The sequence below is a fragment of the Neorhizobium turbinariae genome (assembly GCF_023223505.1).
Lineage (GTDB): Bacteria > Pseudomonadota > Alphaproteobacteria > Rhizobiales > Rhizobiaceae > Neorhizobium > Neorhizobium turbinariae.
Window position 1 is genome coordinate 1 of sequence record NZ_JALPRY010000025.1, and the last position, 23380, is coordinate 23380.

21 protein-coding genes are annotated in these 23380 nt (G+C 60.6%); 11 read left to right on the forward strand and 10 right to left on the reverse strand.

Going from position 1 to position 23380, the window contains the following annotated elements:
• Positions 1 to 269: 269 nt before the first annotated feature.
• Both M0654_RS19900 and M0654_RS19905 read right to left on the reverse strand, forming a co-directional pair.
• Positions 270 to 509, reverse strand: a complete 240-nt coding sequence (locus M0654_RS19900) for a hypothetical protein (RefSeq protein ID WP_248684565.1) — start codon at positions 507 to 509, stop codon at positions 270 to 272.
• Positions 510 to 1130: 621 nt separating this feature from the next.
• Positions 1131 to 2081 carry a LysR family transcriptional regulator gene (locus M0654_RS19905; RefSeq protein WP_248684566.1) on the reverse strand — a complete coding sequence of 317 codons (951 nt, stop codon included), beginning with the start codon at positions 2079 to 2081 and terminating at the stop codon, positions 1131 to 1133.
• A 219-nt stretch (positions 2082 to 2300) separates the two neighbouring features.
• Between M0654_RS19905 and M0654_RS19910 the strand changes: the two genes are divergently transcribed.
• The 9 genes from M0654_RS19910 (at position 2301) to M0654_RS19950 (ending at position 13126) form a co-directional block, all read left to right on the forward strand.
• A complete protein-coding gene (locus M0654_RS19910) occupies positions 2301 to 3680 on the forward strand; it encodes an MmgE/PrpD family protein (RefSeq protein ID WP_248684567.1) in 1380 nt (459 codons plus the stop codon).
• 82 nt (positions 3681 to 3762) lie between these two features.
• Entirely contained in the window at positions 3763 to 5343 is a 1581-nt protein-coding gene (locus M0654_RS19915) for an ABC transporter substrate-binding protein (protein WP_248684568.1), read from the forward strand.
• Positions 5344 to 5406: 63 nt separating this feature from the next.
• Positions 5407 to 6381: an ABC transporter permease gene (locus M0654_RS19920; protein ID WP_248684569.1), complete on the forward strand. Its 975-nt coding sequence runs from the start codon at positions 5407 to 5409 to the stop codon at positions 6379 to 6381.
• 11 nt (positions 6382 to 6392) lie between these two features.
• Positions 6393 to 7295, forward strand: coding sequence for an ABC transporter permease (locus tag M0654_RS19925; protein WP_248684570.1), 903 nt, complete (start codon positions 6393 to 6395; stop codon positions 7293 to 7295).
• Entirely contained in the window at positions 7295 to 8296 is a 1002-nt protein-coding gene (locus tag M0654_RS19930; RefSeq protein WP_248684571.1) for an ABC transporter ATP-binding protein, read from the forward strand. Before M0654_RS19925 ends, M0654_RS19930 begins: the two co-directional genes overlap by 1 nt.
• 8 nt (positions 8297 to 8304) lie before the next feature.
• The gene (locus tag M0654_RS19935) at positions 8305 to 9321 is read left to right on the forward strand and encodes an ABC transporter ATP-binding protein (RefSeq protein WP_248684572.1); all 1017 of its coding nucleotides are present in this window, start codon (positions 8305 to 8307) and stop codon (positions 9319 to 9321) included.
• 65 nt (positions 9322 to 9386) lie between these two features.
• A complete protein-coding gene (locus tag M0654_RS19940) occupies positions 9387 to 10565 on the forward strand; it encodes a M20/M25/M40 family metallo-hydrolase (protein WP_248684573.1) in 1179 nt (392 codons plus the stop codon).
• A 22-nt stretch (positions 10566 to 10587) separates the two neighbouring features.
• Positions 10588 to 12051, forward strand: coding sequence for an amidohydrolase (locus M0654_RS19945; protein WP_248684574.1), 1464 nt, complete (start codon positions 10588 to 10590; stop codon positions 12049 to 12051).
• A 262-nt stretch (positions 12052 to 12313) separates the two neighbouring features.
• Positions 12314 to 13126 (forward strand): aminoglycoside adenylyltransferase family protein, encoded by an 813-nt coding sequence (locus M0654_RS19950; protein ID WP_248684575.1) that lies wholly within the window; start codon positions 12314 to 12316, stop codon positions 13124 to 13126.
• A gap of 160 nt (positions 13127 to 13286) precedes the next feature.
• Here the strand turns inward: M0654_RS19950 and M0654_RS19955 are convergent, their stop codons facing one another.
• Positions 13287 to 14207, reverse strand: a complete 921-nt coding sequence (locus M0654_RS19955) for an NAD(P)/FAD-dependent oxidoreductase (RefSeq protein ID WP_248684576.1) — start codon at positions 14205 to 14207, stop codon at positions 13287 to 13289.
• Positions 14208 to 14335: 128 nt separating this feature from the next.
• On the opposite strand from M0654_RS19955, the gene M0654_RS19960 reads away from it, so the two are divergent.
• Positions 14336 to 14785 (forward strand): Rrf2 family transcriptional regulator, encoded by a 450-nt coding sequence (locus M0654_RS19960; protein ID WP_248684577.1) that lies wholly within the window; start codon positions 14336 to 14338, stop codon positions 14783 to 14785.
• Positions 14786 to 14897: 112 nt separating this feature from the next.
• On the opposite strand, the gene M0654_RS19965 is transcribed toward M0654_RS19960, so the two are convergent.
• The 7 genes from M0654_RS19965 to M0654_RS19995 form a co-directional block, all read right to left on the reverse strand.
• Positions 14898 to 16325, reverse strand: a complete 1428-nt coding sequence (locus tag M0654_RS19965; protein WP_248684578.1) for a PepSY-associated TM helix domain-containing protein — start codon at positions 16323 to 16325, stop codon at positions 14898 to 14900.
• A 178-nt stretch (positions 16326 to 16503) separates the two neighbouring features.
• Complete coding sequence (locus tag M0654_RS19970) at positions 16504 to 16896, reverse strand: hypothetical protein (RefSeq protein WP_248684579.1); 393 nt, start codon at positions 16894 to 16896, stop codon at positions 16504 to 16506.
• 132 nt (positions 16897 to 17028) lie between these two features.
• Positions 17029 to 17775: an amino acid ABC transporter ATP-binding protein gene (locus M0654_RS19975; protein WP_248684580.1), complete on the reverse strand. Its 747-nt coding sequence runs from the start codon at positions 17773 to 17775 to the stop codon at positions 17029 to 17031.
• Positions 17772 to 18869 carry an amino acid ABC transporter permease gene (locus tag M0654_RS19980; RefSeq protein WP_248684581.1) on the reverse strand — a complete coding sequence of 366 codons (1098 nt, stop codon included), beginning with the start codon at positions 18867 to 18869 and terminating at the stop codon, positions 17772 to 17774. Before M0654_RS19980 ends, M0654_RS19975 begins: the two co-directional genes overlap by 4 nt.
• Positions 18866 to 20017 carry an amino acid ABC transporter permease gene (locus tag M0654_RS19985; protein WP_248684582.1) on the reverse strand — a complete coding sequence of 384 codons (1152 nt, stop codon included), beginning with the start codon at positions 20015 to 20017 and terminating at the stop codon, positions 18866 to 18868. Before M0654_RS19985 ends, M0654_RS19980 begins: the two co-directional genes overlap by 4 nt.
• A 16-nt stretch (positions 20018 to 20033) precedes the next feature.
• Complete coding sequence (locus tag M0654_RS19990; RefSeq protein WP_248684583.1) at positions 20034 to 21050, reverse strand: amino acid ABC transporter substrate-binding protein; 1017 nt, start codon at positions 21048 to 21050, stop codon at positions 20034 to 20036.
• Between the two features lie 40 nt (positions 21051 to 21090).
• Positions 21091 to 22272, reverse strand: a complete 1182-nt coding sequence (locus M0654_RS19995) for a PLP-dependent transferase (RefSeq protein ID WP_248684584.1) — start codon at positions 22270 to 22272, stop codon at positions 21091 to 21093.
• A 105-nt stretch (positions 22273 to 22377) separates the two neighbouring features.
• Here M0654_RS19995 and M0654_RS20000 point away from each other — a divergent pair, with 105 nt between their 5' ends.
• Entirely contained in the window at positions 22378 to 23280 is a 903-nt protein-coding gene (locus M0654_RS20000; RefSeq protein ID WP_248684585.1) for a LysR substrate-binding domain-containing protein, read from the forward strand.
• Positions 23281 to 23380: the final 100 nt, after the last annotated feature.

The following is a 23380-nucleotide window of genomic DNA, read 5'->3' on the forward strand; positions in this document are numbered from 1 at the left end:
TCGGCATAAGTGGGGAATTTTACTTCGGCACTTCTGGGGAAAATTCACACGGCATTGACAACGATTGAAGATGGTATTGTTGCGAGCCTGAGAAGAAGTGACCGGCGCCAGCCAGTGCCCAAGCGCGTTCTCGGGATCAAGTTGACGCCAAAACCTGCCAAGGCAACAGCCCAAATGCCGACTACGCCGCCGCTCGCACCGATCCCGCCAATTACGAGGCGATAGACCGTCATTATGAAGGCAGCCACGACCGTGCCAACTGGGCCGCCCTAGAGTGGCGCCAGGACAAGAAGTATCGATCGCCCATCGTAAAATACGCCTGGCAAAAGCTCCATTGGATCGTGCATGGAGACAACCGCGCCAGCTCCGAGTAGGAGGCCGATCAGCAAGCCCTTGGTGATCCTTCGCTTCGATGCCCGCTCAACCCAAGCGTAGCCATAGATGACGAGTGCCGCGACGCCGAGGATGCGCAGATATGCCAAAAGAACTTCATCAGCGTTCAACTCCATAGGGAATTGCCTTTCAGCAGTCTGCGCGCCAGCTGCACGCATCGAGCTTTCATGCTCTTTGCTGCATCATGGCGTAGTCGCCTGAAGCCAAAGCGACAGGCGCGATTGGATCGACTGGCAGGTTGGCTCCGGACAACGCCACAGCCCCATGCGTTTGGAGCGCGCGCTGCAGTTCGTTGAACAAGCCTCTTGCTTGCCTCAGATAATCTGCATCCGCAACTGGCTTGTTGATCACAACCGTCAGGTGCTGAGCCAGCATCGAGGCAACGACTTCAATAGAAGCTGAGATTTAGATCCAGCGCCATCGTCGCGAGCTCGTGCATATGTTTGTACGACCTGACCTGTGCGGCTTCCTCCAGCCACTGGGTCACATGCTCCATCATGAGCTAATCCTTGGTGTCATCCTGATCGGTGGGACGGTAACGCAGATGGCTCGGAAGCTCGACGCCGGCGCTGCGATTGAGGTGAATGAGGTGCTAACGGCAATCCTATCCATTCCGTCTGCTCTTACCATAGCTGTTTCATGTTGCGAGGACATGAGCTTTGTCGAGAAGCCTCAGACGAGATAGCCGCTTCAGATCGAACCCGGACGGCCAAGCGAGGTCTTAGGTTCCATTCTCATCAAGAGCTGCGAGACCTGTCGATTGAACTAGAGCAGAGCGCTTCCAGTTCTCTCACGAAAGATATCACCACCGGCCTTAGTACGCTACGCCGGCGATATGCTATGCCGATGCTGCGGGTCCAGGTGCGGCTATCGAGCTTCAGGGCTGCGAACTGTGCGTCGCGCCCCTGTACGAACACGCTCGTGCGGGTGAGGTAGCTGAGCCACTTCGAGCTGGCGATCATCGACATCTGGAACGTGGACGACGTGGTTTCGCAGACAGCCAAGGGGCGCGGAAGTTGTGCCGCTGCAAACATCGCCTCGAGCGCCAAACGGTCGGGCTCTGGTCGCGCCGGGATCACCCAGCGATATTCGGTGAGGTCGGCAAGGCTGACCTTGGACAAGCTCACAAGCTCATGATCGCGGTCAGCGACGATGTCGACGGGAATTTCGAGCAGGTTGTGAAATTCGATCTCCTCCGAGATTTCACGGGGGCGGCTCATGACAGCGATGTCGATTGCGCCATTGAGCAATGCCGAATAGAGCGCGGAGCTCAATTCCTCGTTCAAAGAAATATCGACGTCTGGTTGGGCGGCTAGAAATCGCTTGATGGCTGTCGGTACGATCTCACGCATCGCGGTGGTGACAGCCCCTACACGGAGCCGGCCGCGCTTGGCGCCGCGCATCGCGTCCAGTTCATTGCGCGCCTCATCGGTAAGGGACAGGACGATTTCGCCATATTCGATCAGCCGTTGTCCGTAATCTGTCGGCCTGACGCCCCAGGGGCCACGGTCGAGAAGCCGTACGCCGACCGACTCTTCCAGTGCACGAATGCTCTTGCTCAGTGCCGGCTGCGTGACATTCAGCCTTTCCGCAGCAACACCGAAGCTGGAATAACGCGCTACGAGCACCAAGTTCCTCAACTGCCTCAGGTCCATTGACTGCTCCAGTCCGACATTCTGGCTACCCACTTCGAGAATGCCCTCCTGTTATAAAGGAGAGGTCAACCGGGCCGTATGGTCGGGATTTGGCTCGTCGAACGTCTCATAACATAACTTTTTTTCATAATGAATGGCGAGTTAGTTTCTTGCCCGATCCCTTGCCTTTGACCATCATCGCACCCAACAACACGGCAGCAAAGCCGGATGGGAACGACGATGAAGGTAACCACGGCAGTGAGAGCCCAAGACATGGGCAGTGAATCCAGTCCGGCATTCCGCATCCTGTGCGAATGGGCTGCCAACGCATCCGGTTTCAGCCCGGTTGCTTGCCGTCGCGCTGAAGATGGGCTGGTGGATATTCTCGCGACCATGATCGCCGGCATCCGCGATGCCTCGACCGCTTCCGTCGTAAATTCATTGACCGGATGTGGCGAGGGGGCGTCGCTTGCGTTCGGCGCACCGCATCGGTTTGCCGCTCCCTGGGCTGCGTTGATCAATGGCACGGCGGCGCATGCGCTGGATTTCGACGATAATTTTGCCCCCGCTTTCACCCATGCGACGGCCGTTCTGGCTCCTGGACTTCTCGCGCTGGTCGATGACCGGCAGGTTGATGGTCCGTCCCTCCTGGACGCCTTCATCGTTGGATTGGAGCTGCAGGGCCGTATCGGCCGGCTTATGCAGCCCGCGCACTATCAGCGAGGTTGGCACTCCACCTCCACCATCGGCGCTATCGGAACGGCGGGCGCATGTGCCCGGCTGCTAGGCGGTTCTCCCGCCCACATCCTAGCCGCCATGAGCGCCTCAACCAGCATGGCCGGCGGCTCAAAGCTGCAATTCGGATCAATGATGAAGCCGATCCATGCCGGACTTGCAGCCAAGAATGCGGTTCTTGCGGCGCGCTTCGCTATGGCGGGCATCGGCGGCAACGACGATCCGCTTGTCGGGGATTGGGGTTTCGCAGCACTGACCGGCGCAGGCAATGCCGCTCCTGAGATCATGTTAGCGGGGCTAGGAGAGACACTGGAAATCGAGACGAGTGGCCTGCTCGCAAAACGCTTTCCGTGCTGTGGGGCTGTACATCGCAGCATCGACGCATTGGAGATTCTGCTCAGGGAGCCTGGCCTCTCGTTGGAGGCGATCGACCGGATCGAGACGTCGCTGCCGGAAATGGCAAGACGCAACCTTCGTTTCGACTGTCCCGCCGACGAGTTGGAAGCCCGTTTCAGTGGCACCTATTGCATGGCGCGGATGCTGGTCGATGGCAGCGTCGGACTTTCTCATTTCACTGCGACAAGCGTGCGTGATGAGCGGATTGCAGCCTGGCTGCCCCGGATCCGCCTGATTGCCTACGATAACGCCATGATGGTTGACGGCGGGAATTTCGAGGCGAGCGTAAGGATCTACCTGAAGAACGGAAAGGTCATGGAAGCCTCGGTGAGCCATCCGAAGGGATCGCCGGAGAATCCGCTGAGCGATGGCGATCTGCTCGCGAAATTCCGGACCTGCTGCGCCTGGAGCGGCCATGAGGCCGTAGCCGAGCCGCTTTTTCAGCTCGCGCGTTCGCTTGGGCGCGCACATGACGTCGGCGACGTCATGGCATCGGTCGAAAGGAATCTTCGGGTTCATTAATTGGTACGTTCGGACCAATCGGTCAACAAGGGAACGTCTTCGAAAAAAGCACATAAGCGAAGACAAAAATTGGAGTGAAATTATGAATTTCGTCAAAACCCGGCTGGCCGCGTCGGCTGCCCTGATCCTATTGGGTGCGCTGCCTCTATCGGCAGCCGATCTCAAGGTCGGCGTTAAATCGGAGCCGTCCTCGCTCGACCCCCAGTTCCACGTTCTCGTCCCGAACATGCAGGTCACCTTTGCGATGTTCGATCCGCTCGTGATGATGGATTCGAAGCTTGTGCCGCAGCCTGCCCTTGCGGAAAGCTGGAAGGCCACGAGCGACACCGTGTGGGAATTCGCGCTGCGCAAAGACACGAAGTTCTCCGACGGTTCGCCACTGACTGCGGAGGACGTCGCATTCACATTCGATCGGATCCCGAAGGTTCCGAACAGCCCGACAGCCTTCACGCTGTTCACCCGCCAGATTGCCAAGGTCGAGGCTGTCGATGCCCATACCGTGCGCATCACCACCAAGCAGCCTTATCCACTGCTGATCACCGACCTTGCCAATCTGCCGATCATGTCGAAGACCGCGGCCTCCGGTTCGGCACCAGAAGGAAAGACAACCGTCGAACTCAACCGCGGCGAAGGACTTGTCGGCACCGGCCCATTCAAGTTCGTCTCCTGGCAGAAGGGTGCCGATCTGGTTTTGGAGCGCAACCCAAATTATTGGGGTAAATCGGCGGAATGGGACAAGGTGATCTACCGCCCGATGACTAATCCCGCCGCCCGTGCGGCCGCGCTCCTGTCGGGTGACATCGACATGATGGAAGATCCGCCCACCACGGATCTCGAGCAGTTCAAGAGCAATGCCAAGCTTTCGGTGGCCCAGGCGCCGGGCACCCGCATCGTCTATATCGCGCTCGACCAGAAGGGCGAGCCGAGCCCGGGCATTCCCGGCCTGGGCAACAAGAACCCGCTGATGGACAAGCGGGTGCGCCAAGCTCTTTCGCTGGCGATCGATCGCAAGGCGATCGCTGAACGCGTCATGGGCGGCGTGGCAGTCGCCACCGGCGACCTGCTACCGGAGCCGATGTTCGGCGCCGTCAAGGAACGCCAGGTCGCGCCCGCCGTCGATACCGCCAAGGCAAAGGCGTTGCTGGCCGAAGCCGGATATCCCAACGGCTTCCAGATTACGATCGGCACGCCGAGCGGCCGTTATGTCAACGATGTACGCGTCACGCAGACCATCGCCGCCATGTGGGCGCGCGCCGGCGTCAAGGTCGAGGTTGCGGCCGCTGCATCGCCTGTCTTCTTCAAGAGCCGGGACAACTTCGAATACAGCGCCTACCTCGCGGCATGGGGCAATTCGACGGGTGAGATGTCCACCACGCTTCGGTCGCTGGTCGGTACGCGCGAACCCTCCAAGGGTTCCGGCACTTCGAACGGCGGACGCTATTCGAACCCGGAGCTCGATGCCCTGCTAGACAAGGCGTCCGCCACGATGGACGACAAGGCGCGCGAGGAGCTGCTCCAGAAGGCTGACGACATGGTGCTGTCCGACTACGGTATCATTCCGATTCATTTCGAAGTGCCGGTCTGGGCGCTGCGCAAGGGCCTGACCTATGCCGCCCGCGCCGATCAGTACACGCTGCCGCAGGACGTGACCTCGGTGAAGTGATGCCATTTTCCGCCCGCCGGCTTCGGGCTGGCGGGCGGAAACCAGGAATAGAAGGACAGGCAGGTGCCCGTTTTCATCATCAACCGGCTGCTTCAGGCCATCGGCGTGATTCTCGTCATGTCCGTGCTTGTCTTCGTCGGCCTCTATCTGATCGGCGACCCGACTTCGATGCTCGTCAGCCCGGAGGCGACGGAGATCGAACGTCAGGCATTGCGCCAGGCGCTGGGCCTCGATCAGTCCATTTGGTTCCAGTACCTGACTTTTCTCGGCAATGCAGCGCATGGCGATTTCGGCCGCAGCTTCCTGACCGGCCAGCCGGCACTGCAACTGATCGTCGAGCGCATGCCGGCGACCGTCGAGCTTGTGGTCGTCGCGATGACATTTGCTCTCGCCGTCGGCGTACCTCTGGGCATCCTTGCCGGGCTTCATCCAAAAACGCCCTCCAGCAAGGCGATCATGACCGGCTCCATCCTCGGCTTCAGCCTGCCGAACTTCTGGATCGGCCTGATGCTGATCATGCTATTTGCCGTTTATCTCGGCATCCTGCCGGCATCGGCACGCGGAGAGACGGTCAGTGTCGGCGGCGTGTCGCTCAGCATCCTCACCCTTGACGGGTGGCAGCACCTTGCACTGCCGGCCCTGACGCTCGGCATCGCCAAGGCCGCATTGATCATCCGTGTCACCCGCGCGGCCACCCGAGAAGTCCTGCCGATGGACTATATCAAGTTCGCTCGTGCCAAGGGTCTGCGCCCGTCGCGGATCTTGAACGTCCATCTGCTGAAGAACATCCTGATACCGATCGTTACCGTCGCCGGCCTCGAATTCGGCCAAGCAATCGCCTTTGCGGTGGTAACGGAAAGCGTCTTCTCCTGGCCAGGCATGGGCAAGCTCCTGATCGACTCGATCATCACTCTCGATCGGCCTGTCGTCGTCGCCTACCTCATCATGATGGTCTTGTTCCTCGTCATCCTGAACCTCGTGATCGACATCCTATACATGGCCATCGACCCGAGTGCGCGGGAAAAGGTACGCGACTGATGAGCACGCCTATGACAGTTTCCCAGACGGCTCCTGCAGAAGAGGCGGCTTTCCGCCGCCTCCTGGCGCGGTTTGCCGAAAGCCGCTTGGCACTCGCTGGCCTCGTCCTGATGCTTCTCCTCGCGATACCGGCCGTGATGGCCCCATGGATTGCGCCTCAGAACCCTTATGATATCGCCGCCCTCGACATCCTGGACTCCCAGATGCCGCCCGGCAGCGTCGCCGAAATGAGCGGTATCACCTACTGGCTCGGAACCGACAGTCAGGCGCGTGACGTGCTCTCGGCCGTACTCTACGGCATGCGCACCAGCTTGCTCGTGGCCTTCGTCTCGGTCTCGGTATCGCTGCTTGTCGGCGCAACCGTCGGCCTGTGTGCGGCCTATTTCGGCGGCTGGCTCGACGCGCTTCTGATGCGCATCGTCGATATCCAGCTTTCCTTCCCGGCGATCCTCGTGGCGCTGATCATGCTGTCCATCCTGGGGCAGGGTCTGGACAAGGTCATCATTGCGCTGATCATCGTGCAATGGGCGTATTTTGCCCGCACCGCGAGGGGTACCGCGCTCGTCGAGCGCAATCGCGAGTACATTCTGGCAGCCCGCTGTCTCTCGCTCGGTTGGCGACGGATCATTTTCCGGCATCTCCTGCCGAACTGTCTGCCGCCGCTGATCGTCATCGCGACTATCGACCTCGCGCATGCGATCGCGCTCGAAGCGACGCTTTCCTTCCTCGGGGTCGGCGTTCCGGTTACCCAGCCGTCGCTCGGCATGCTGATCGCCAACGGCTTCGAGTTCATGCTTTCCGGCCATTACTGGATCTCGGTCTTCCCCGGCATCGCGCTTGCGCTCGCCATCATCGGCATCAACCTCGTCGGCGATCATCTTCGCGACGTTCTGAACCCGAGGAATGCCCAGTGATGGATGTGACCACCATGAAAGCAGCGACTGTAGCGGAGCGTGAGCCGCTGCTTTCGATCCGGGGCCTGACGACGCATTTTACGACCCGCGCCGGTATCGTGAAAGCAGTCGACGGCGTCGATATGGAACTTGGCCGCGGGGAAGTTCTCGGCCTTGTCGGCGAGTCCGGCTCCGGCAAGTCGATCACCGGCTTCTCCATCCTGGGACTCATCGACCCGCCCGGCCGCATCGCCGACGGGAGCATCACCTATGACGGCCGCGACCTCCTCTCGATGGGCGAAGAAGCGCGCCGGCAGTTGCGCGGCAACGACATCGCGATGATCTTCCAGGACCCATCGATGACGCTCAATCCGGTCCTGCGCATCGACACGCAGATGATCGAGACCGTGCAGGCGCATGAAAATGTCGGCACGGCGGAAGCCAGAAAGCGGGCGCGCGATGTGCTGGTTCAAGTCGGCATTCCGTCTCCGGACGAACGGCTGAAGGCCTATCCTTACGAGCTTTCCGGCGGCATGCGGCAGCGTATCGCCATCGCGATTGCGCTGATCAACAGGCCGAAACTGATCATCGCGGACGAGCCGACCACGGCGCTCGACGTCTCGATCCAGGGGCAGATCATCCACGAGGTGAAGAAGCTCTGCCGCGAGACCGGGACGGCGCTTATCTGGATCACCCACGATCTGGCCGTGGTTGCAGGTCTCGCCGACCGGATCGCGGTCATGTATGCCGGCCGTATCGTCGAGACGGGCAAGACAGCCGATGTCATCGAGCGACCTCTGCACCCTTACACCAAGGGGCTGATCGATTCCGTTCCCTCCCATGCCACGCGCGGCCGCAGGCTGCACCAGATCAAGGGCATGACGCCGTCGCTCCTCAACCTGCCGCAGGGCTGTGCCTTCCGCGAGCGGTGCGAGAAGGCGACATCGGAATGTCTGGTCGCTCCCGAACCGACGCTTGTTTCCGGTGGTCGTTCGGTGCGTTGCTGGAACCCAGCCCGATGAGACAGGACATGATCACGAACAAGAACGCGCCATCGCCGATGCTTGAACTGCAGTCCCTCGCGAAGACCTTCACCAAACCGGTCGGGGTAGCGGGCCATATCGCCAATCTTTTCGGTGCCAAGGTTCGTAAGATCGAGGTTCGTGCGGTCGCCGGCATCGATCTTGCGGTGGGCAAGGGCGAGGTCGTCGGCATCGTCGGCGAATCCGGCTGCGGCAAGTCCACGGTGGCGCGGATGATCGCCGGCATCAGCGGAGCCACGGCCGGCACTATCAGCTACAAGGGCGTATCCACGTCGACGATGACGCCGGAACAACGACGTGATTTCTCGCTCAGCGTCCAAATGATCTTCCAAGACCCGTTCGCTTCGCTCAATCCGCGCATGCGCGTGCTGGATATCATCGGCGAAGCCCCGGTGGCCCATGGGTTGATCGGCAAGGCGGAACAGCGCGCCTATGTCATCGACCTGATGGAGAAGGTCGGGCTCTCCGGCGCATACGTCAATCGCTATCCGCACCAGTTTTCCGGCGGCCAGCGGCAGCGTATCGGCATTGCACGCGCACTGGCGGTCAAGCCGTCGCTGATCATCTGCGATGAAGCGGTAGCGGCGCTCGACGTTTCAATCCAGGCGCAGGTGCTCAACCTGTTCATGGACCTGCGCGAAGAGCTGGAACTTACCTACCTCTTCATCTCGCACAATCTCGGCGTCGTCGAGCACATCTCGGACCGGGTGGTGATCATGTATCTCGGGCGCGTCGTGGAGATCGCCCCGACGGTCGAACTGTTTTCCAGCCCGAACCATCCCTATACCCGGCTGCTTCTGGAGCAACTGCCGGTGCTGGAGGCTGGGGAGCGGGACTACAAGCCGATCCAGGGCGAACTGCCGTCGCCGCTCGACCCGCCGCCCGGCTGTCCGTTCCACCCGCGCTGCCCGAGCGCGATGGACCGCTGCAGGCAGAACATGCCCGAACTGAAAGCGATCGGCGCCGGCCGCCTTTCGGCCTGTCATCTCAACGAAGCAGCCTGAACATGTCAAAACTGAAAACTCATGTACCGGCTGGAGAAACTGCAGTCCGGGCGCTTCTGGCAAGCATGCCTTTCAGAACCGTCACCAATGCTTTGGCGCAGACCCATGATCGCTTTGTCGGCGAACTGATCGCGCTCACCGAAATTCCCGCTCCTCCATTCAAGGAAGAGCGCCGCGGCCAGGCTTATCGGAGCATGCTGGAAGCCGCCGGCCTTTCGGACGTCAAGGCCGACGCGATTGGCAACATCACCGGCATTCGTCGCGGCGATGGAAGCGGAGAGCGAGTGATTGCCATCTCCGCGCATCTCGACACGGTGTTTCCCGAAGGCACGGACGTAACGGTTCGGCGCGAAGGCTACAGGCTTGCCGCGCCGGGCGTGGGCGACAACACGCGCGGTCTGGCCACCATTCTCGCTTATCTCCGGGCGCTCGATGCCGCCGGGATCACGACCCGCGACGATATTCTTGTGCTCGCCAGCGTCGGCGAGGAGGGCGAGGGCGACCTGCGCGGCATGCGGCATTTCTTTGCGGAAAGTGCCTATCGTAATCGCATCGCTGCCCTGATCTGCTTAGATGGGCCGACACCCTCGAACACGGTCGTTTCCGGCGGCACTGGATCGAAGCGGTATCACGTGACGTTCCGGGGGCCTGGTGGCCACAGCTTCGCCGACCACGGCATCGTCAACCCGATGATCGCGGCGGCGCGTTCGGTGGTCGAGCTGGGACGTCTCTCCTTGCCTGACGATCCGAAAACGACCTGCAGCTCCACTGTGATCAAGGGTGGAAATTCCGTGAATGCGATCCCGGCGCAAGTTTCGCTGATGGTGGATCTTCGCTCCAATTCCGCGCCCGAACTCGCCGACCTCGAAACGCGCTTCCGCGATATCGTGTTGCAATCCTGTCATGTCGAAAACGACAGCCGATCCATCGAGAAGGGAGCGATTGCCGTCGAGATCGTAGTAATCGGTGACCGGCCCGCCGGCGTTACCGCGCACGGCGAACTGACCGAATGCGCGGCTGCGGTGATCGAGGCGATCGGCCTGTCGCCGGTCTTCGGCTCGTTTTCGACCGACGCCAACGTGGCCATGAGCCTTGGCATTCCGGCTGTTACCCTCTCATGGGGCGGCGAGGGCGGCGACGCGCATTCGCTGACGGAATGGACGGACGTGGATCCGGACAAGTCTCTTCCCGGCATGTCCGTCGGGCTCGCCGTACTGCTCGCCTGTGCGGGCGCCAACATCTGACACTGATCGAGGAATGAGCGATATGCAGGAAGACAAGGCCGCCGCGGCAGGGCGCAATGACGTTCTCGATGCCGACCACATATCGCGCTGCGCAGATACCAAGGCTTCCGCCTTCATCGATCTCAGCGACCGCGTATGGGGCATGCCGGAACTACGCTTCGAAGAGTTTCGCTCCGTCGAAGAGCATATCGCGGCAATGGAGGCTGAAGGCTTTCGCGTGACCCGCGACATCGCCGGCATCAAGACGGCATTCATGGCGGAAGCCGGGGAGGGCGACATCACCATCGGCTTCCTCGGTGAATTCGATGCGCTCGCCGGGCTGTCGCAGGTCGCCGGCATCACGGAACAGCGAGAGGCTGAGCCCGGCGCGAATGGCCATGGCTGCCATCACAACCTTCTCGGCGCGGCCTCGCTTCTGGCGGCGGTCACTTTGCGGGACGCGCTTGCCGAGGCCGGGATCAAGGCACGCGTCCGTTATTACGGATGCCCGGCAGAAGAAGGTGGCTCCGGAAAGACCTACATGGCCCGCGCCGGCGCCTTCGATGACTTGGACGCTGCTTTCTGCTGGCATCCGTGCGTCTACAACGCGGTGATGTCGTCCTCCACGCTCGCCAACATCCAAGCCTATTTCCGCTTCAGTGGCCGTGCGGCACATGCCGCGATGAGCCCGCAGGTCGGCCGGAGCGCGCTCGACGCCGTCGAACTGATGAATGTCGGCATCAACTACATGCGCGAGCACATGCCTTCCGATGCCCGAGTGCACTACGCGATCACCCAGTCGGGCGGCATTTCGCCGAATGTTGTGCAGGCCTCCGCCGAAGGTCTCTACCTCATCCGCGCGCCCAAGCTGAGCGATGTCCGCAGCCTATTCGAGCGTGTGCGCAAGATTGCTGAAGGCGCGGCGCTGATGACGGAAACCAAGGTCGAGATGATCTTCGACCGTGCCACCTCCAACATTCTGCCCAACCGGGCATTGGAAGAGGCAATGCATCGTGAGTTCGCGCAGCTTGGCGCTCCTGATTTCGATGCGGCGGATTTCGACTTTGCCGACCGGCTGCGCGCCGCCGCCCTGACCGACGAAGACGTCCGCGCCAGCGCGGAAGCGTTTGGCGGGCCGGAAGATTATGCGAAATCCTTGCACGACGATCTGCTGCCTCTGCCTGACAGACCTGGCTTGCTGTTCGGATCCACGGATGTCGGTGATGTCAGCTGGGTTGTGCCTACGGCCCAGTGCCTGACCGCAACAGCTGCCATAGGCACGCCGTTCCACGCCTGGCAGGCTGTGACGCAGGCGAAGTTGCCCGCGGCCCACAAGGCAATGGTTACGGCCGCCAAGGTCATGGCCGCAACTGGCGCCCGAGCTGCCAGCGATTCGGAGTTGTTAGCCCGTGCGAAGCAGGAACTGATCTCGCGAAGGAAAGGTCAAGCGTATCAGTCTCCACTTCCTGAAGGGAGCGAACCGCCAACACGGGCTGCGCGGCCCTGAGGGCATGCCGCCACATGTGGAGCTGCAAGTGACTCGATAGATCGCCATGTGGGTTTAGATCTGTAGCCACTCCCAGCAGGCATCCTAATTCGCAAGTTCAGTCATTATGGCTCAAGTAGCCAAACACATAGACTTAGACGACATTCCGAGCACTTTACGAGGCCGAGGTTCAGATCCCATCAAGGCGAAGGCTGCTCTGCGCCAGTCGCGGTCACGCGTCTTGATATACCAGCTACGCCGAGACGGAGGTGATATACCGACAGTGCTGGACCAATCTAAGCAAGTTCCGGTGGCATTGGCGGCGTTGCAAGATTGTCTCGCAGATTGCCTGTGCGCGGTCTATCTGTACGGTTCGGCGGTATCCGGAGGACTTCGGCCCCAAAGCGATATCGATCTGCTTGCCATGGTTGACCGTCGTATGACCCAGAGAGAAAGAGCCAATCTGCTTTCGTCGCTTCTCAAGCTTTCCGGCCGCCATCCTCCAAAGCCGGGCGGGCTGCGCTGTCTCGAAGTTACGGTTTTCACCCGCCCTGACCTGGCCGCAGGTCTTTTCCCAGCCCGAGCCGAATTCATATTTGGTGAGTGGCTTCGCGATGCCTTTGAGGCAGGCGAGACGCCCATGTCAGCGCAAAGCGCCGAATTCACGCTGGTTCTCGCCCAAGCTCAACAAGAAGCGATTACCCTATTTGGACAGGATAGAGATAGGCTTCTGCCCGTGATTCCCGTGACCGATGTTCGACATGCTATGCGCGAGCTGCTCCCTGAGTTGCTGGGAGGCATACGCGAGGATACTCGCAACGTTCTGTTGACGCTGGCACGGATTTGGCACACCGCCGAAAACGGCACCTTCGTCAGCAAGGACGAAGGCGCCAGTTGGGCAATGCCCCGACTGAGCGACCGAAGCGCCTTGACACTCAGTTATGCAAGGCGAGCGTATCTTGGCGAAGTCCGTGACAACTGGAACAATCTTCAGGATAGGATGGAGTGTTTGGCCGAAGAGCTGACGTCGAAAATTAATCAAGCAATGTCGTCTTACGGCCCCCTTCCGGAGATTCCAACTAAACAAGATTCTTGATCTGGCTCGTTTATCTGCCTGCATGCATCCGAAGTGATGTCGGGTCGGCCGTTCAAATCCGCTCAAGACCTGGAGGCTTCGGCACCTTTGGGCTGTCTTATGATCCTACAGATCACTTGTCCGGCAGAGTGTAGATAGCTCCAGATATTCCGTTCAACCATCAAGGGACAAGCTCGCCAAACAGTAGAGAACGGTGAGCAGCAGCGCCCGCGAGGTTTCCATCCCCCACAGCGAGAGCAACCGAAGCCATCGGACGCGCAGCATCCCCGCAAGCGAAGACGCCACGCATACTGCTCTCCTTCATCGCGTCCGTCTTGATGGTGGAACCAAGTGGTCCCTCTTCCAGCTCCAGACCGAGCTGCTGCGGGATGGAGCTGCCGATCTTGAATGGTGCAAGGGCGAACAGGCCCGAGAACGACAGGGTTTGACCATCGGCAAGCTCGACATCGGCGCGCTCCCTAATGCCTCGCACCGGCGTTCGCTCAATGGTGACGCCGCGCGCTGAGAGCGCTGCGAGCTGATCTGCATCCGGCTGGAAAGCCTCGTTGAGGAGGAGCGTTGTCGGTCCCCAGTCGGGCAGCATCAGGGCGTGATGCATCGACAGCTCGGAGCCGGCAATCACTCCAATCTTTCCCTGGTTCAGCTCATAGCCATGGCAGTAGGGGCAGTGAAACACGCTTTTGCCCCAGCGTTCCTTCAACCCGTCGATGTCGGGGAGGACGTCGGTCACCCCCAGAGCAAGGACCAGTCGGTGCGAATGGTGACGGGTTTCTCCGACAGTGACTTCAAAGGAGACGCCTTCTGTCTTGTCGCGCCTGATTTGCTCCACGTGATCAGCTCTGCCGGACACCCAGGAGACCGTCGGATAGTTCATGACCTGCGCGCGTGCTTCGGCAGCAATCACCGCGGGATCATTCCCGTCCTGCGTCAGAAAGCCGTGTGAATGGGAGGCAAAGCGATTGCGCCTGAGCCCCTCGTCAATGATCAGCACCCTGCGCCGAGCGCGTCCGAGTTGAAGGGCCGCTGACAGGCCGGCATAGCTGCCCCCGATAATAATGACGTCGTGGATGGTGTCGGACATGAAGCTCTCCTTCTTTCGCAACATCATAGGTGGCATGAAACGGCAATGTCAACGATCATGATACTTCGTTTGTGTCATGACCTGCCATCTGCTAGAACCGGTGGCTGAATGTAAGAAGGGAGCAATTGATGAGGCAAGACAGTCGGCTTTCGCGCATGCTGCACGTCTTGATCCACATAGGGCAGCACGATGGCGCGATGACGTCCGAGATGATTGCGAAGATGCTCGACGCCAACCCGGTGGTGATCCGACGCACCATGGCGGGGCTGCGCGAGGAGGGCTACGTGGTGTCCGTGAAGGGGCATGGCGGCGGCTGGACGCTCGCCCGTCCTCTTGAGGAGCTCACGCTTCTCGACATCTACCGCGCAGTTGGAGAACCCTCCATCTTTGCGGTCGGACCGGCCTATGACATGCCGGGTTGCCTTATCGAGCAGGCGGTCAACGCGACGCTCAAGGATGTTTTTCGCGAGGCGGAGGACCTTCTGCGAAAGAGATTCGCTGGCGTTACCCTGGCGGATGTGGCCAAGGATTTTCCAAATGGTGGGGCGGAGGTTCACCGGGAACGTCTGGCGCCTTGAAGAGGTGCCCCGCCTTTGAGGAGACTCTGCTTGCAACATTCCTCCTCCACCCCGAAGAGGGTACGCCCGGAAGGGCGTACCCTCTTTAGGACCGTGATGACCTCCTATGCCTTCAGCTCAGTGCCCGCTTCAGCGTCCGGACGCGCCGGAGCACGAACATGTCGAGCAGCAGCACGCTGACGAGCACGAGTCCGGTCAGCGGAAAGACCAGCGACACCGCGATCATTACGATCGCCCCGGTCTTCCAGAGCGGCATCTTAACTGGATAGGCCGGTGCGAGGAGGCGGTTGGCGCCGGCCGGTCTGCGCTTCCACCACATGACAATGCCGCTCACCGACAAGAAGATGACGGAGAGGCAGAAGACGGTGTTGAGTGCGACATTCCACCCGCCGCCGATGTCGCCCTCATGGAAGGCGACGCCGAGGGCCATGGCCTTGCCCGCCGCGCTGTAGTCGGAGAAGCCGACATCGGCGAGGACCTGACCGGTATACTGGTCGATATGAACCGTCCGGTCCGACAGCGGATCGGCGCTGTCATTGCTCATCGTGTCGCGCGCGATCGTCCACACGCCGGTCTCGCCCTTCGGGAACGAGAGCTGGAAACGCCCATCGAAGCCGAGCAACCGGGCCTTCGCGATGATCCCATCAACATCGCCTGGGCCGCTGCTGGCAGGCATGGCATGGCCATGATGCGCGGCATGGGGATCGGACGCCGGCATCGGCGTCTGCTCGAGCGCCCAGGGCACGTCCTTAACGCCGCCATGGTTCATGCTGGCATGCGTCACATCGGAAAGCGGAACATTGTCCCACTTCTCCGCCGGAAAGGTGCTCCAAGCCTGGGTCATCTTCTCGCCCCAGACACCGGCCCAGGAGAGACCTGAGAGGAGGAAGACGACAAGCAGCAGGGCTGAATAGATCCCGACTGTCTGATGAAGCGATTTCCACACCTGCCGGCCGCCGCCGGAAAGTTGCGGCGCCAGAGATCTCGCGAAGCGGCGACCGTCGCGCGGCCACCACAGGTAGGCACCGGTGACGACCAGCACGATACCGAAGCCGGCGGCAATCTCGATCATTCGATCGCCGACGGTGCCGATTAGCAGCGTTCCGTGGATGAGGTTGGCAAGATCGTAGAGCGAATCTCGCCGCTCCCAGGTGCCGAGCACGGTTCCGCGGTAGGGGTCGACGGCCACCATGGTCGACTGCCCATCGGCATCGACACGGAAGACAGCCGGCTGTTCCTCCGTCCGCGGAACGATGTACTGGACGAGCGCGCTGCCGGGAACGGCCGAGAGCGCCGCGTCCGCCTGCGCCGACACGGCGACTGTCTGACCCGCCGGTTCCACCGAAAAAGATTTTTCGCCGTCGCGTCCGACGAGCATGGAGGACCAGAGCATGATGAGTCCGGTAACGGCGAGCATGATGAGAAATGGCGCGACATAGAGCCCGGCGTAGAAGTGCCAACGCCAGGCGGTCGTGTAGAAGGCCCTGGAAAGGGATTTCTGGGAAGCTGATGCGGATGAAGCGTCTGTGGTGAGTGTCATTGTTGTCCCCTTGGACGAATGAATGCGAAACTAGGATCGCGTTCTGCCGCAGGCGCGCTGTACGCTTCCTGCCGCAGATGGCGAGTTTCAAAAGGATGAAGGTGCATCGAGACACTGGCTCCAGGCCGATATCTTCTGCACAGGGATCGTTGCTGCGATAGCGGCGACGATTAAGCCGTCAGGCCGAGGGAGGTCCGCGGGGAAGGGCGTTACTGGGAAAGAGCTGCCGGTGGAACTGGTCCTCGCGCGGCGGCGCAAGGTGGGCGATCTGTAGCAGGATCGGCTTGCCGATCGTATCCCCCGGCACCGGCAGCAGCGCAGAGGCGGCTAGCCGGCAGGCTTCGCAACTGGTGGAGGCGTCGTGTCCATGATGGTGCAACTTGCCGTCTTCTGAGGGGAGGCAGAGATGCGGTAGCGTGCCGTCGGGGAGTGTATACTGCGCAATCTCAGCTAGCGGGATCCCGTATCCGTCAAGGACCGGCGGCTTGTGCGCAAAGCCGACAAGCAGCAGTGCAAGTGCGCAAAGCATGCGGACCATGGACTGCCGGTCAAAGCCCGAACGCCTGATCATCGATCTTCCTGCGAGGCGATACTGTAGCTCTCATATCCGCAGAAGGTTTGGCGATCAACCTCTCGCGCACACCCTCGCGAAACTATCCTGGCGCTTCTTTGCAGCGCTCGCCAGACACGGCTCCTGGCTGCGTCAATGCATGATATTTTGCAGGAAGTTCTGGGTTCTTTCCTGCGTAGGCGCCTCGAAGATGACATCGGGCTTGCCGATCTCGACGATCTCGCCGCTTTCCATGAAGACGACGCGATCCGCCACCCTTTTTGCAAAACCCATCTCATGCGTCACCACGATCATGGTCATTCCGTCTTCGGCCAACACCACCATCGTGTCGAGGACCTCTTTGACCATTTCCGGGTCGAGCGCCGACGTCGGTTCATCGAACAGCATGATCTTTGGTGTCATGCAGAGGGCACGGGCGATTGCGACCCGCTGCTGTTGTCCCCCTGACAACTGGCCTGGATATTTCTCTGCCTGTTCCGGGATGCGGACCTTCGAAAGGAAGCTCATGGCACGCTCTTCTGCGTCGCGCCGGGGCGTATTTCGTGACAGCATCTGCGGTAGCGCACAGTTCTCCTTCACGGTCAGGTGCGGGAAGAGGTTGAAGTGCTGGAATACCATTCCAACATCGCGCCGGATGGCATCCAGGTTCTTCACGCTGTCACCGAGGGCGATCCCATTGACCGTGATGCTGCCCCGCTGGTGTTCCTCCAGCCGGTTGATGCAGCGGATGAGTGTTGATTTCCCGGAGCCTGATGGGCCGCAGACGACGATCCGCTCTCCCGACGAGACGCAAAGGTCGATGTTTTTCAGCACGTGAAAGCTGCCGTACCACTTGTCTAGCGAAGCCACTTCAATCGCATTCAAGTCATTCGTTGTCATCGGTAGCTCCGGGATTGAACGCGGGCTTCGAGCCAGCGACTGTAGTTCGATATGCCGAAGCAGATCAGGAAGTAGATCGAGGCGACGAAGAGGTAGCTCTCCACGTAAGGTGCAGGCCACACCGGGTCCGTGGCGGCAACGCGGCTAGCGCTCAGCATGTCGAAGACGCCGACAATCAGGACGAGACTTGTGTTCTTGACCATGACGATGGCCGTATTGGTCAGGGGCGGGATAACCTTCTGAAGCGCCTGCGGGAGAACGATGTGCCATATGGCCTTCCAAGCCGGTATGCCCAAAGCGTTCGCTGCTTCGATCTGGCCGGCAGGTACGCCCTGTAGGCCGCCGCGGATAACCTCCGCCAGATAGGCTGCGGCAAAGACCGTCAATGCCGCGAGCGTGCGACCGAGCTTGTCGATAGACCAGCCTGCCGGGAGCAGCAGTGGCAACAGGATGGATGCGACGAACAGCAGCCCTACCAGCGGCAGGCCGCGAACGAGCTCGATCGTCATCAGGGACAACAGGCGCGGGATCGGCAAGATCGAGCGCCTCCCGAGCGCCAGAAAGACGGCGAATGGAAAGCCGAGGCCGAGCGACAGCAATGCAAGCAGAAGCGTCACCGGCAGTCCGCCCCAGCTCGAGGTCGGTACCGGCGTCAGTCCGAACACGCCGCCCCACATCAACGCAAGCATGACGGCAATGGACGCAATCCAGGCAGCGATGAGCCTTTGGCCCCAGAGTCTGGGGGATAAGGAGGCAAGGATCATCGCAAGGATAAGTCCTATGACTAGAAGCGGCCGCCACTGCTCCTCCGGCGGATAGACGCCAAAGATGATGAAGCGGAACTTCGCTGCAATGAATGCCCAGCAGGCACCGCCGTCGCGGCAGGTAGACGGGTCATCGGTAGCCCAGATCGCGTCCAGGACAGCCCAGTTCAAGGCGGGGATCATCAGGAGCAGCAGGAACCCGGTGGTGACGGTCAGGACCGACGCCACCAGATCGCCGAAGAAGAGGTGCAGGATCGGCTTGCGCTGTCGCTTTGGGGGAGCGGACGGCGCGATGTAGGCCGTCGTCGGGGCTGCATCGAACAGGGTCATCGTGCCTCCACCAATGCGACATGCGCATTATACCAGTTCATGAACAGGGATACCGCGATGCTGATAGTCAGGAAGATGCCGAGCAGCAGCGCGATGCTCTCGATTGCCTGACCAGTCTGGTTGATGACCGTTCCCACGACGAGGCCGAGCTCTGGATAGCCGACGGCGAGAGCGAGGGTCGTATTCTTCACGGTCGACAGGTACTGCGAGGTCATCGGAGGAACGATGATCCGCAGCGCTTGCGGGATGATAATTTTGGTGAGCGTGTGCCGCTCCGACAGTCCAATTGCGCGTCCAGCCTCCCACTGCCCGAGAGGGACCGAGTCAATCCCGCCGCGAATGATCTCTCCGATGAAGGCGGAGGTGTAGATCACGAGGCCCAGCATAAGTGCTGCGAATTCCGGAGAAAGCCGCATCCCGCCCGCGAAGTTGAAGCCCTTCATCTCGGGAAAGCTAAGCGTCCCGTTTGGCTGTAGAAGAAAGGCGGCTCCGGCTGCGACGACGACAATTAGCGCCAAGAAAGCAATGACGGGATAGTGGTCAGGCCATCGGCCTGATCCGATCATGTGATGACGCAGACGCCAAGCTGCCAGAGTCACAACGACGACGACGCAGACCGCGCTCCAGGCAGCGGCGTCCAGCTCAACGGCGGGGATGTAAAAACCTCTTAACGACAGGAAGACGCCGGGCAGGGGATTATAAGCCTCTCGCGGCGCCGGCAGCGCAGTGGTTGCAAGCGCGTACCAGAACAGCAGGTGGACGATCAGCGGCATGTTGCGCATGGTTGTCACAAACACGCCGGCGACACCGGATGTCAGCGGGTGCTTCGATCGTCGCGCCAGTCCGACGAGCAAGCCGAGCGCCGTCGCTAGAAAGATGGCAAGGATGGATATTGCCAGCGTGTTACCGACGCCTGTGACATAGGCCCAGAGGAAGGTGTCGGAGGGATCGTAAGGCAGAACGCTTTCGGAGATCGGAAAATTGGCCTGGCGCCACAGGAAATCAAATCCCACCCTGATCCCGCGGGCATCGAGATTTGTGACGGTGTTGCTCACAAGCCAGAAGAGGAGGGCGGCAAAGCCGCCCAGCAGAAGAATCTGCCCGCCCCAGCTTCGGAACCGTCTGTTGTCGAGAACAGCGGAGATCATGGTGGGCTCCAAAAGGCTACTGGAAGGCCATCGGGAACATCAGGCCGCCATCAGAGAACAGCCTGTTGGGACCGCGTTCGATCTTCAGCGCGCTACCGGCACCAAGGTTGCGGTCGAACATTTCGCCGTAATTCCCGAGCTGCTTGACGATGTTGTAGGCGAACTTGTCGTCCAGCCCGAGCGCTTTGCCGTTGCCGGGCTCGACGCCGAGGAAGCGCTTCACCCGCGGGTCATCCGAGTTCATCATCTCGTCAATATTGGCCTGAGTGATGCCGTATAGCTCGGCGTTCAACAGTGCCTGGATTGACCAGTTGACGATGTCCATCCAGTTGTCGTCGCCGTGGCGCACGGCTGGCGTCAGGGCATCCATGTATTTGGTGGCCGGGAAGATGACGTAGTCGTCGGGGTTGTCGGACTGGGTCGCGCGGACGGACGCAAGGGCTGCCGCATCGGTGATCAGGGCATCGCAGCGACCGGAGAAGAAAGCCTGACGGGTGGCGGCGACGTTGTCGAACACGACCGGGTTCAACTGGAGGTTCAGCTTGGTGGAAACATCGTTGACGACGACCTCCGTCGTGGAGCCTGTCTGTACGCAGACCGATGCCCCCGTCATCTCCTCCACCTTGGTCACACCGGAGGACTTGGCGACCATGAAGCCCGTAAACTCGTAGTAGGTCGGCGTGGTGAAGTTGATGCCGTTCGCGTCACGCTGCAGCGTCCATGTGAGGGTCCGCGGCAGGATGTCGATCTCGCCCGTCTGAAGCGCCGGAATTCGCTGCTGCCCGCTCAAGGGGACGAACTCGACTTTATCCTTGTCACCGAAGATGGCGACGGCGACGGCGCGGCAGGTTTCGACGTCGAGGCCGGTCCAGTAGCCCTTGTCGTCCGGCGAGCCGAAGCCGACGGTGCCCTGGCTGGCACCGCAGACAATGCGACCTCTCTCTTTGACCTTATCTAAGGTCGGACCGGCGTAGGCAGCCGTAGCGGAGAGTGCGGCGGCGAGCGTCGCGAGGCCGATTTTCCAGTTCTTCATGTCTTCGTTCCCTTTGTTATTGATTGGTAGGTGTTATCGTTCAGGCGGTCTTCGCCATGGGCGGCGTGGCTGCGATGGCTTCGATAATCGGCTCAAGGTCCGCCCAGAGATCGTTCTCGTCTTCGAGGCCAACATTGATCCGCAAGATCGTCCCCTTGTGGGCTTCTGGATTGGTCACGCGAGTGATGGTCATCGGAGCAAGCAGGCTGTGGGTGCCGCCCCAGGAGGCGCCGATCGAGAACGTTTTCCCCGCCGTCAAATGGTCTGGAAGGGCAGCTTCAGCGTGAGGAGGAATGATCAGGCTGAACACGCCGCTGGCGCCCGCAAAGTCACGCTGGAAGACCTCATGACCGGCAGCTCCGGGAAGAGCAGGATGAAGAACCAGTCCCGGCTGCACACGCTCTGCAATCTTCTGAGCGAAGTTCAAAGCGACCCGACCGGAATGGGCGAGGCGGACGCCCATGGTTTCCATGCCACGAAGGGCGAGCGCACAGTCGTCCGGCGATACCCCCATGCCGATCATCCGCATGGTGTCCTTCAGCTTCTTGTGCAGCGCGATGTCCTTGACCGCGATCGACCCCATCAAGAGATCGGAGTGTCCGCCGACGTACTTCGTCAGAGCCATGGATGAGAAGTCCATGTCATACGCTAGAGGCTTGAAATAGAGGGGCGTTGCCCAGGTGTTGTCACAGCCGGTCAAAACTCCACGGCATTTCGCCGCCGCAACGATGGCTGGAATGTCCTGGACTTCCATCGTCGTGGAACCGGGCGACTCCGTCCAGATAAGTTTGACGGTCTCGTCGATGAGGTTTGCGATACCGGAACCGATCATCGGGTCATAGACGCGGTACGCGATGCCGCGCGGCTTTAAATAGTTCTCGCAGAAGCCGGCAACCGGCGGATAGGCGCTGTCCGGGATCAAAACCGTGTCGCCAGGCATGAGAACCGAGAGGAACACCACGGTGATGGCGGCTTGTCCAGACGGGACCAAGACTGTTCGAAGGCCCTTCTCCAGAGCCGTGATCGACGCTTCCAACGTACGGGACGTCGGGGTCCCGTGGAGGCCGTAGGTATATCCATCAGGCCCCCGTTTGGAGCGATTGGCATACGCCTCGGCGCTGTCGAAGACGATGGTAGAGGCCCGGTAGGTTGGGGTGGCCAGGCTGGCAAAGCCTTCATGGGAGACTTCAGGCCGTTTAACGCAGAGCGTCCAGTCGCGCATTGTATGTCCTCGTTGGATTTCGACGAGGAATCTGCCATGACCGCGGTAGAAGGACAATTGACGCTCGCGTCTAGGTCTATGTCTAAACGTTATGGGATATGTCAGTTGAACTTTCGCCAAATTGAGGCCTTCAGGGCCGTCATCATTTCGGGAACGGCATCGCGGGCTGCCGAACTCATGGGCGTCACACAGCCTGCTGTCAGTCGGCTTATCAGTGAGCTCGAGGCGGTTGTGGGGTTCCCGCTGTTCGATCGCATCAAAGGCAGGCTGGTTCCGACGCCCGAGGCCGACATCTTCTACCGCGACGTTGAAACGAGCTTTCGGGGTCTCGACAGGCTCCGCTCGTCGGCTGCGCGCATCCGCGACTTCGGCTCCGGACACATCCGGGTTGCAAGTCTCGCCGCCGCGGGCTCCACCATTGTCCCACGCGCTGTACGCAGGTTCAGGGAAAGCTATTCATCCGCGATTGTAACGCTGAGCATCATGAGTTCGGCCTCCGTTAGAAATCACGTCGTTGACGGCGAGTTCGATCTTGGCCTTGCCGCAGACGAGGTGGATCTCTCAGGTGTCGAGCACCAGGTGTTCGGGAGCTTTCCGGCGCTTTGCGCCATCCCGCCTGGACATCGTCTCGCAGAGAAGAAGGTGATCTGCCCGAGCGACTTTGATGGGGTAGACTATGTGGCTCTGTCTCCCGAAGACAGAGCCAGATTGCAGTTCGACAAGTTGTGTGACGAGGCCGGCGCCAAGCCCAACTTGGTCATCGAGACGCCGTTTGCCATCACCGCCTGCGCCCTGGCACTGGAGCGGGTGGGTGTTGGGATCGTCAATCCGCTCGCGGTGGACGGTTTTGCGGAACGTGGACTGATACTGCGTCCGTTTGAGCCATCTGTGTATTTCAAGAGCTATCTGCTGTTTCGGCCGGACATGCAGAAGGCGAGGCTGGTGAGGGCGTTCGTCTCGGCACTGATGGAGGAGCGCAATATCCGCCAGCAGGTGCCGATCGCTTAGATCGCAAGGGTAGGGCAAGTTGCTAACGGCCTGCGGAACTCGAATTGCCGAATAATCTAGGTCAGGGAGCCAGGTGATGTCAGAACACGCGAGCTTAGAA

What these genes read in the sequence shown, in the direction of transcription:
- M0654_RS19955 (WP_248684576.1), bottom strand. Translation starts at nt 14,207, where the DNA reads ATGTCCGACACCATCCACGACGTCATTATTATCGGGGGCAGCTATGCC.
- M0654_RS19935 (WP_248684572.1), top strand. Translation starts at nt 8,305, where the DNA reads ATGATCACGAACAAGAACGCGCCATCGCCGATGCTTGAACTGCAGTCC.
- M0654_RS19970 (WP_248684579.1), bottom strand. Translation starts at nt 16,896, where the DNA reads ATGATCAGGCGTTCGGGCTTTGACCGGCAGTCCATGGTCCGCATGCTT.
- M0654_RS19915 (WP_248684568.1), top strand. Translation starts at nt 3,763, where the DNA reads ATGAATTTCGTCAAAACCCGGCTGGCCGCGTCGGCTGCCCTGATCCTA.
- M0654_RS19900 (WP_248684565.1), bottom strand. Translation starts at nt 509, where the DNA reads ATGGAGTTGAACGCTGATGAAGTTCTTTTGGCATATCTGCGCATCCTC.
- M0654_RS19995 (WP_248684584.1), bottom strand. Translation starts at nt 22,272, where the DNA reads ATGCGCGACTGGACGCTCTGCGTTAAACGGCCTGAAGTCTCCCATGAA.
- M0654_RS19925 (WP_248684570.1), top strand. Translation starts at nt 6,393, where the DNA reads ATGACAGTTTCCCAGACGGCTCCTGCAGAAGAGGCGGCTTTCCGCCGC.
- M0654_RS19965 (WP_248684578.1), bottom strand. Translation starts at nt 16,325, where the DNA reads ATGACACTCACCACAGACGCTTCATCCGCATCAGCTTCCCAGAAATCC.
- M0654_RS19985 (WP_248684582.1), bottom strand. Translation starts at nt 20,017, where the DNA reads ATGATCTCCGCTGTTCTCGACAACAGACGGTTCCGAAGCTGGGGCGGG.
- M0654_RS19960 (WP_248684577.1), top strand. Translation starts at nt 14,336, where the DNA reads ATGAGGCAAGACAGTCGGCTTTCGCGCATGCTGCACGTCTTGATCCAC.
- M0654_RS19945 (WP_248684574.1), top strand. Translation starts at nt 10,588, where the DNA reads ATGCAGGAAGACAAGGCCGCCGCGGCAGGGCGCAATGACGTTCTCGAT.
- M0654_RS19930 (WP_248684571.1), top strand. Translation starts at nt 7,295, where the DNA reads ATGGATGTGACCACCATGAAAGCAGCGACTGTAGCGGAGCGTGAGCCG.
- M0654_RS19975 (WP_248684580.1), bottom strand. Translation starts at nt 17,775, where the DNA reads ATGACAACGAATGACTTGAATGCGATTGAAGTGGCTTCGCTAGACAAG.
- M0654_RS19990 (WP_248684583.1), bottom strand. Translation starts at nt 21,050, where the DNA reads ATGAAGAACTGGAAAATCGGCCTCGCGACGCTCGCCGCCGCACTCTCC.
- M0654_RS19910 (WP_248684567.1), top strand. Translation starts at nt 2,301, where the DNA reads ATGGGCAGTGAATCCAGTCCGGCATTCCGCATCCTGTGCGAATGGGCT.
- M0654_RS19940 (WP_248684573.1), top strand. Translation starts at nt 9,387, where the DNA reads ATGCCTTTCAGAACCGTCACCAATGCTTTGGCGCAGACCCATGATCGC.
- M0654_RS19980 (WP_248684581.1), bottom strand. Translation starts at nt 18,869, where the DNA reads ATGACCCTGTTCGATGCAGCCCCGACGACGGCCTACATCGCGCCGTCC.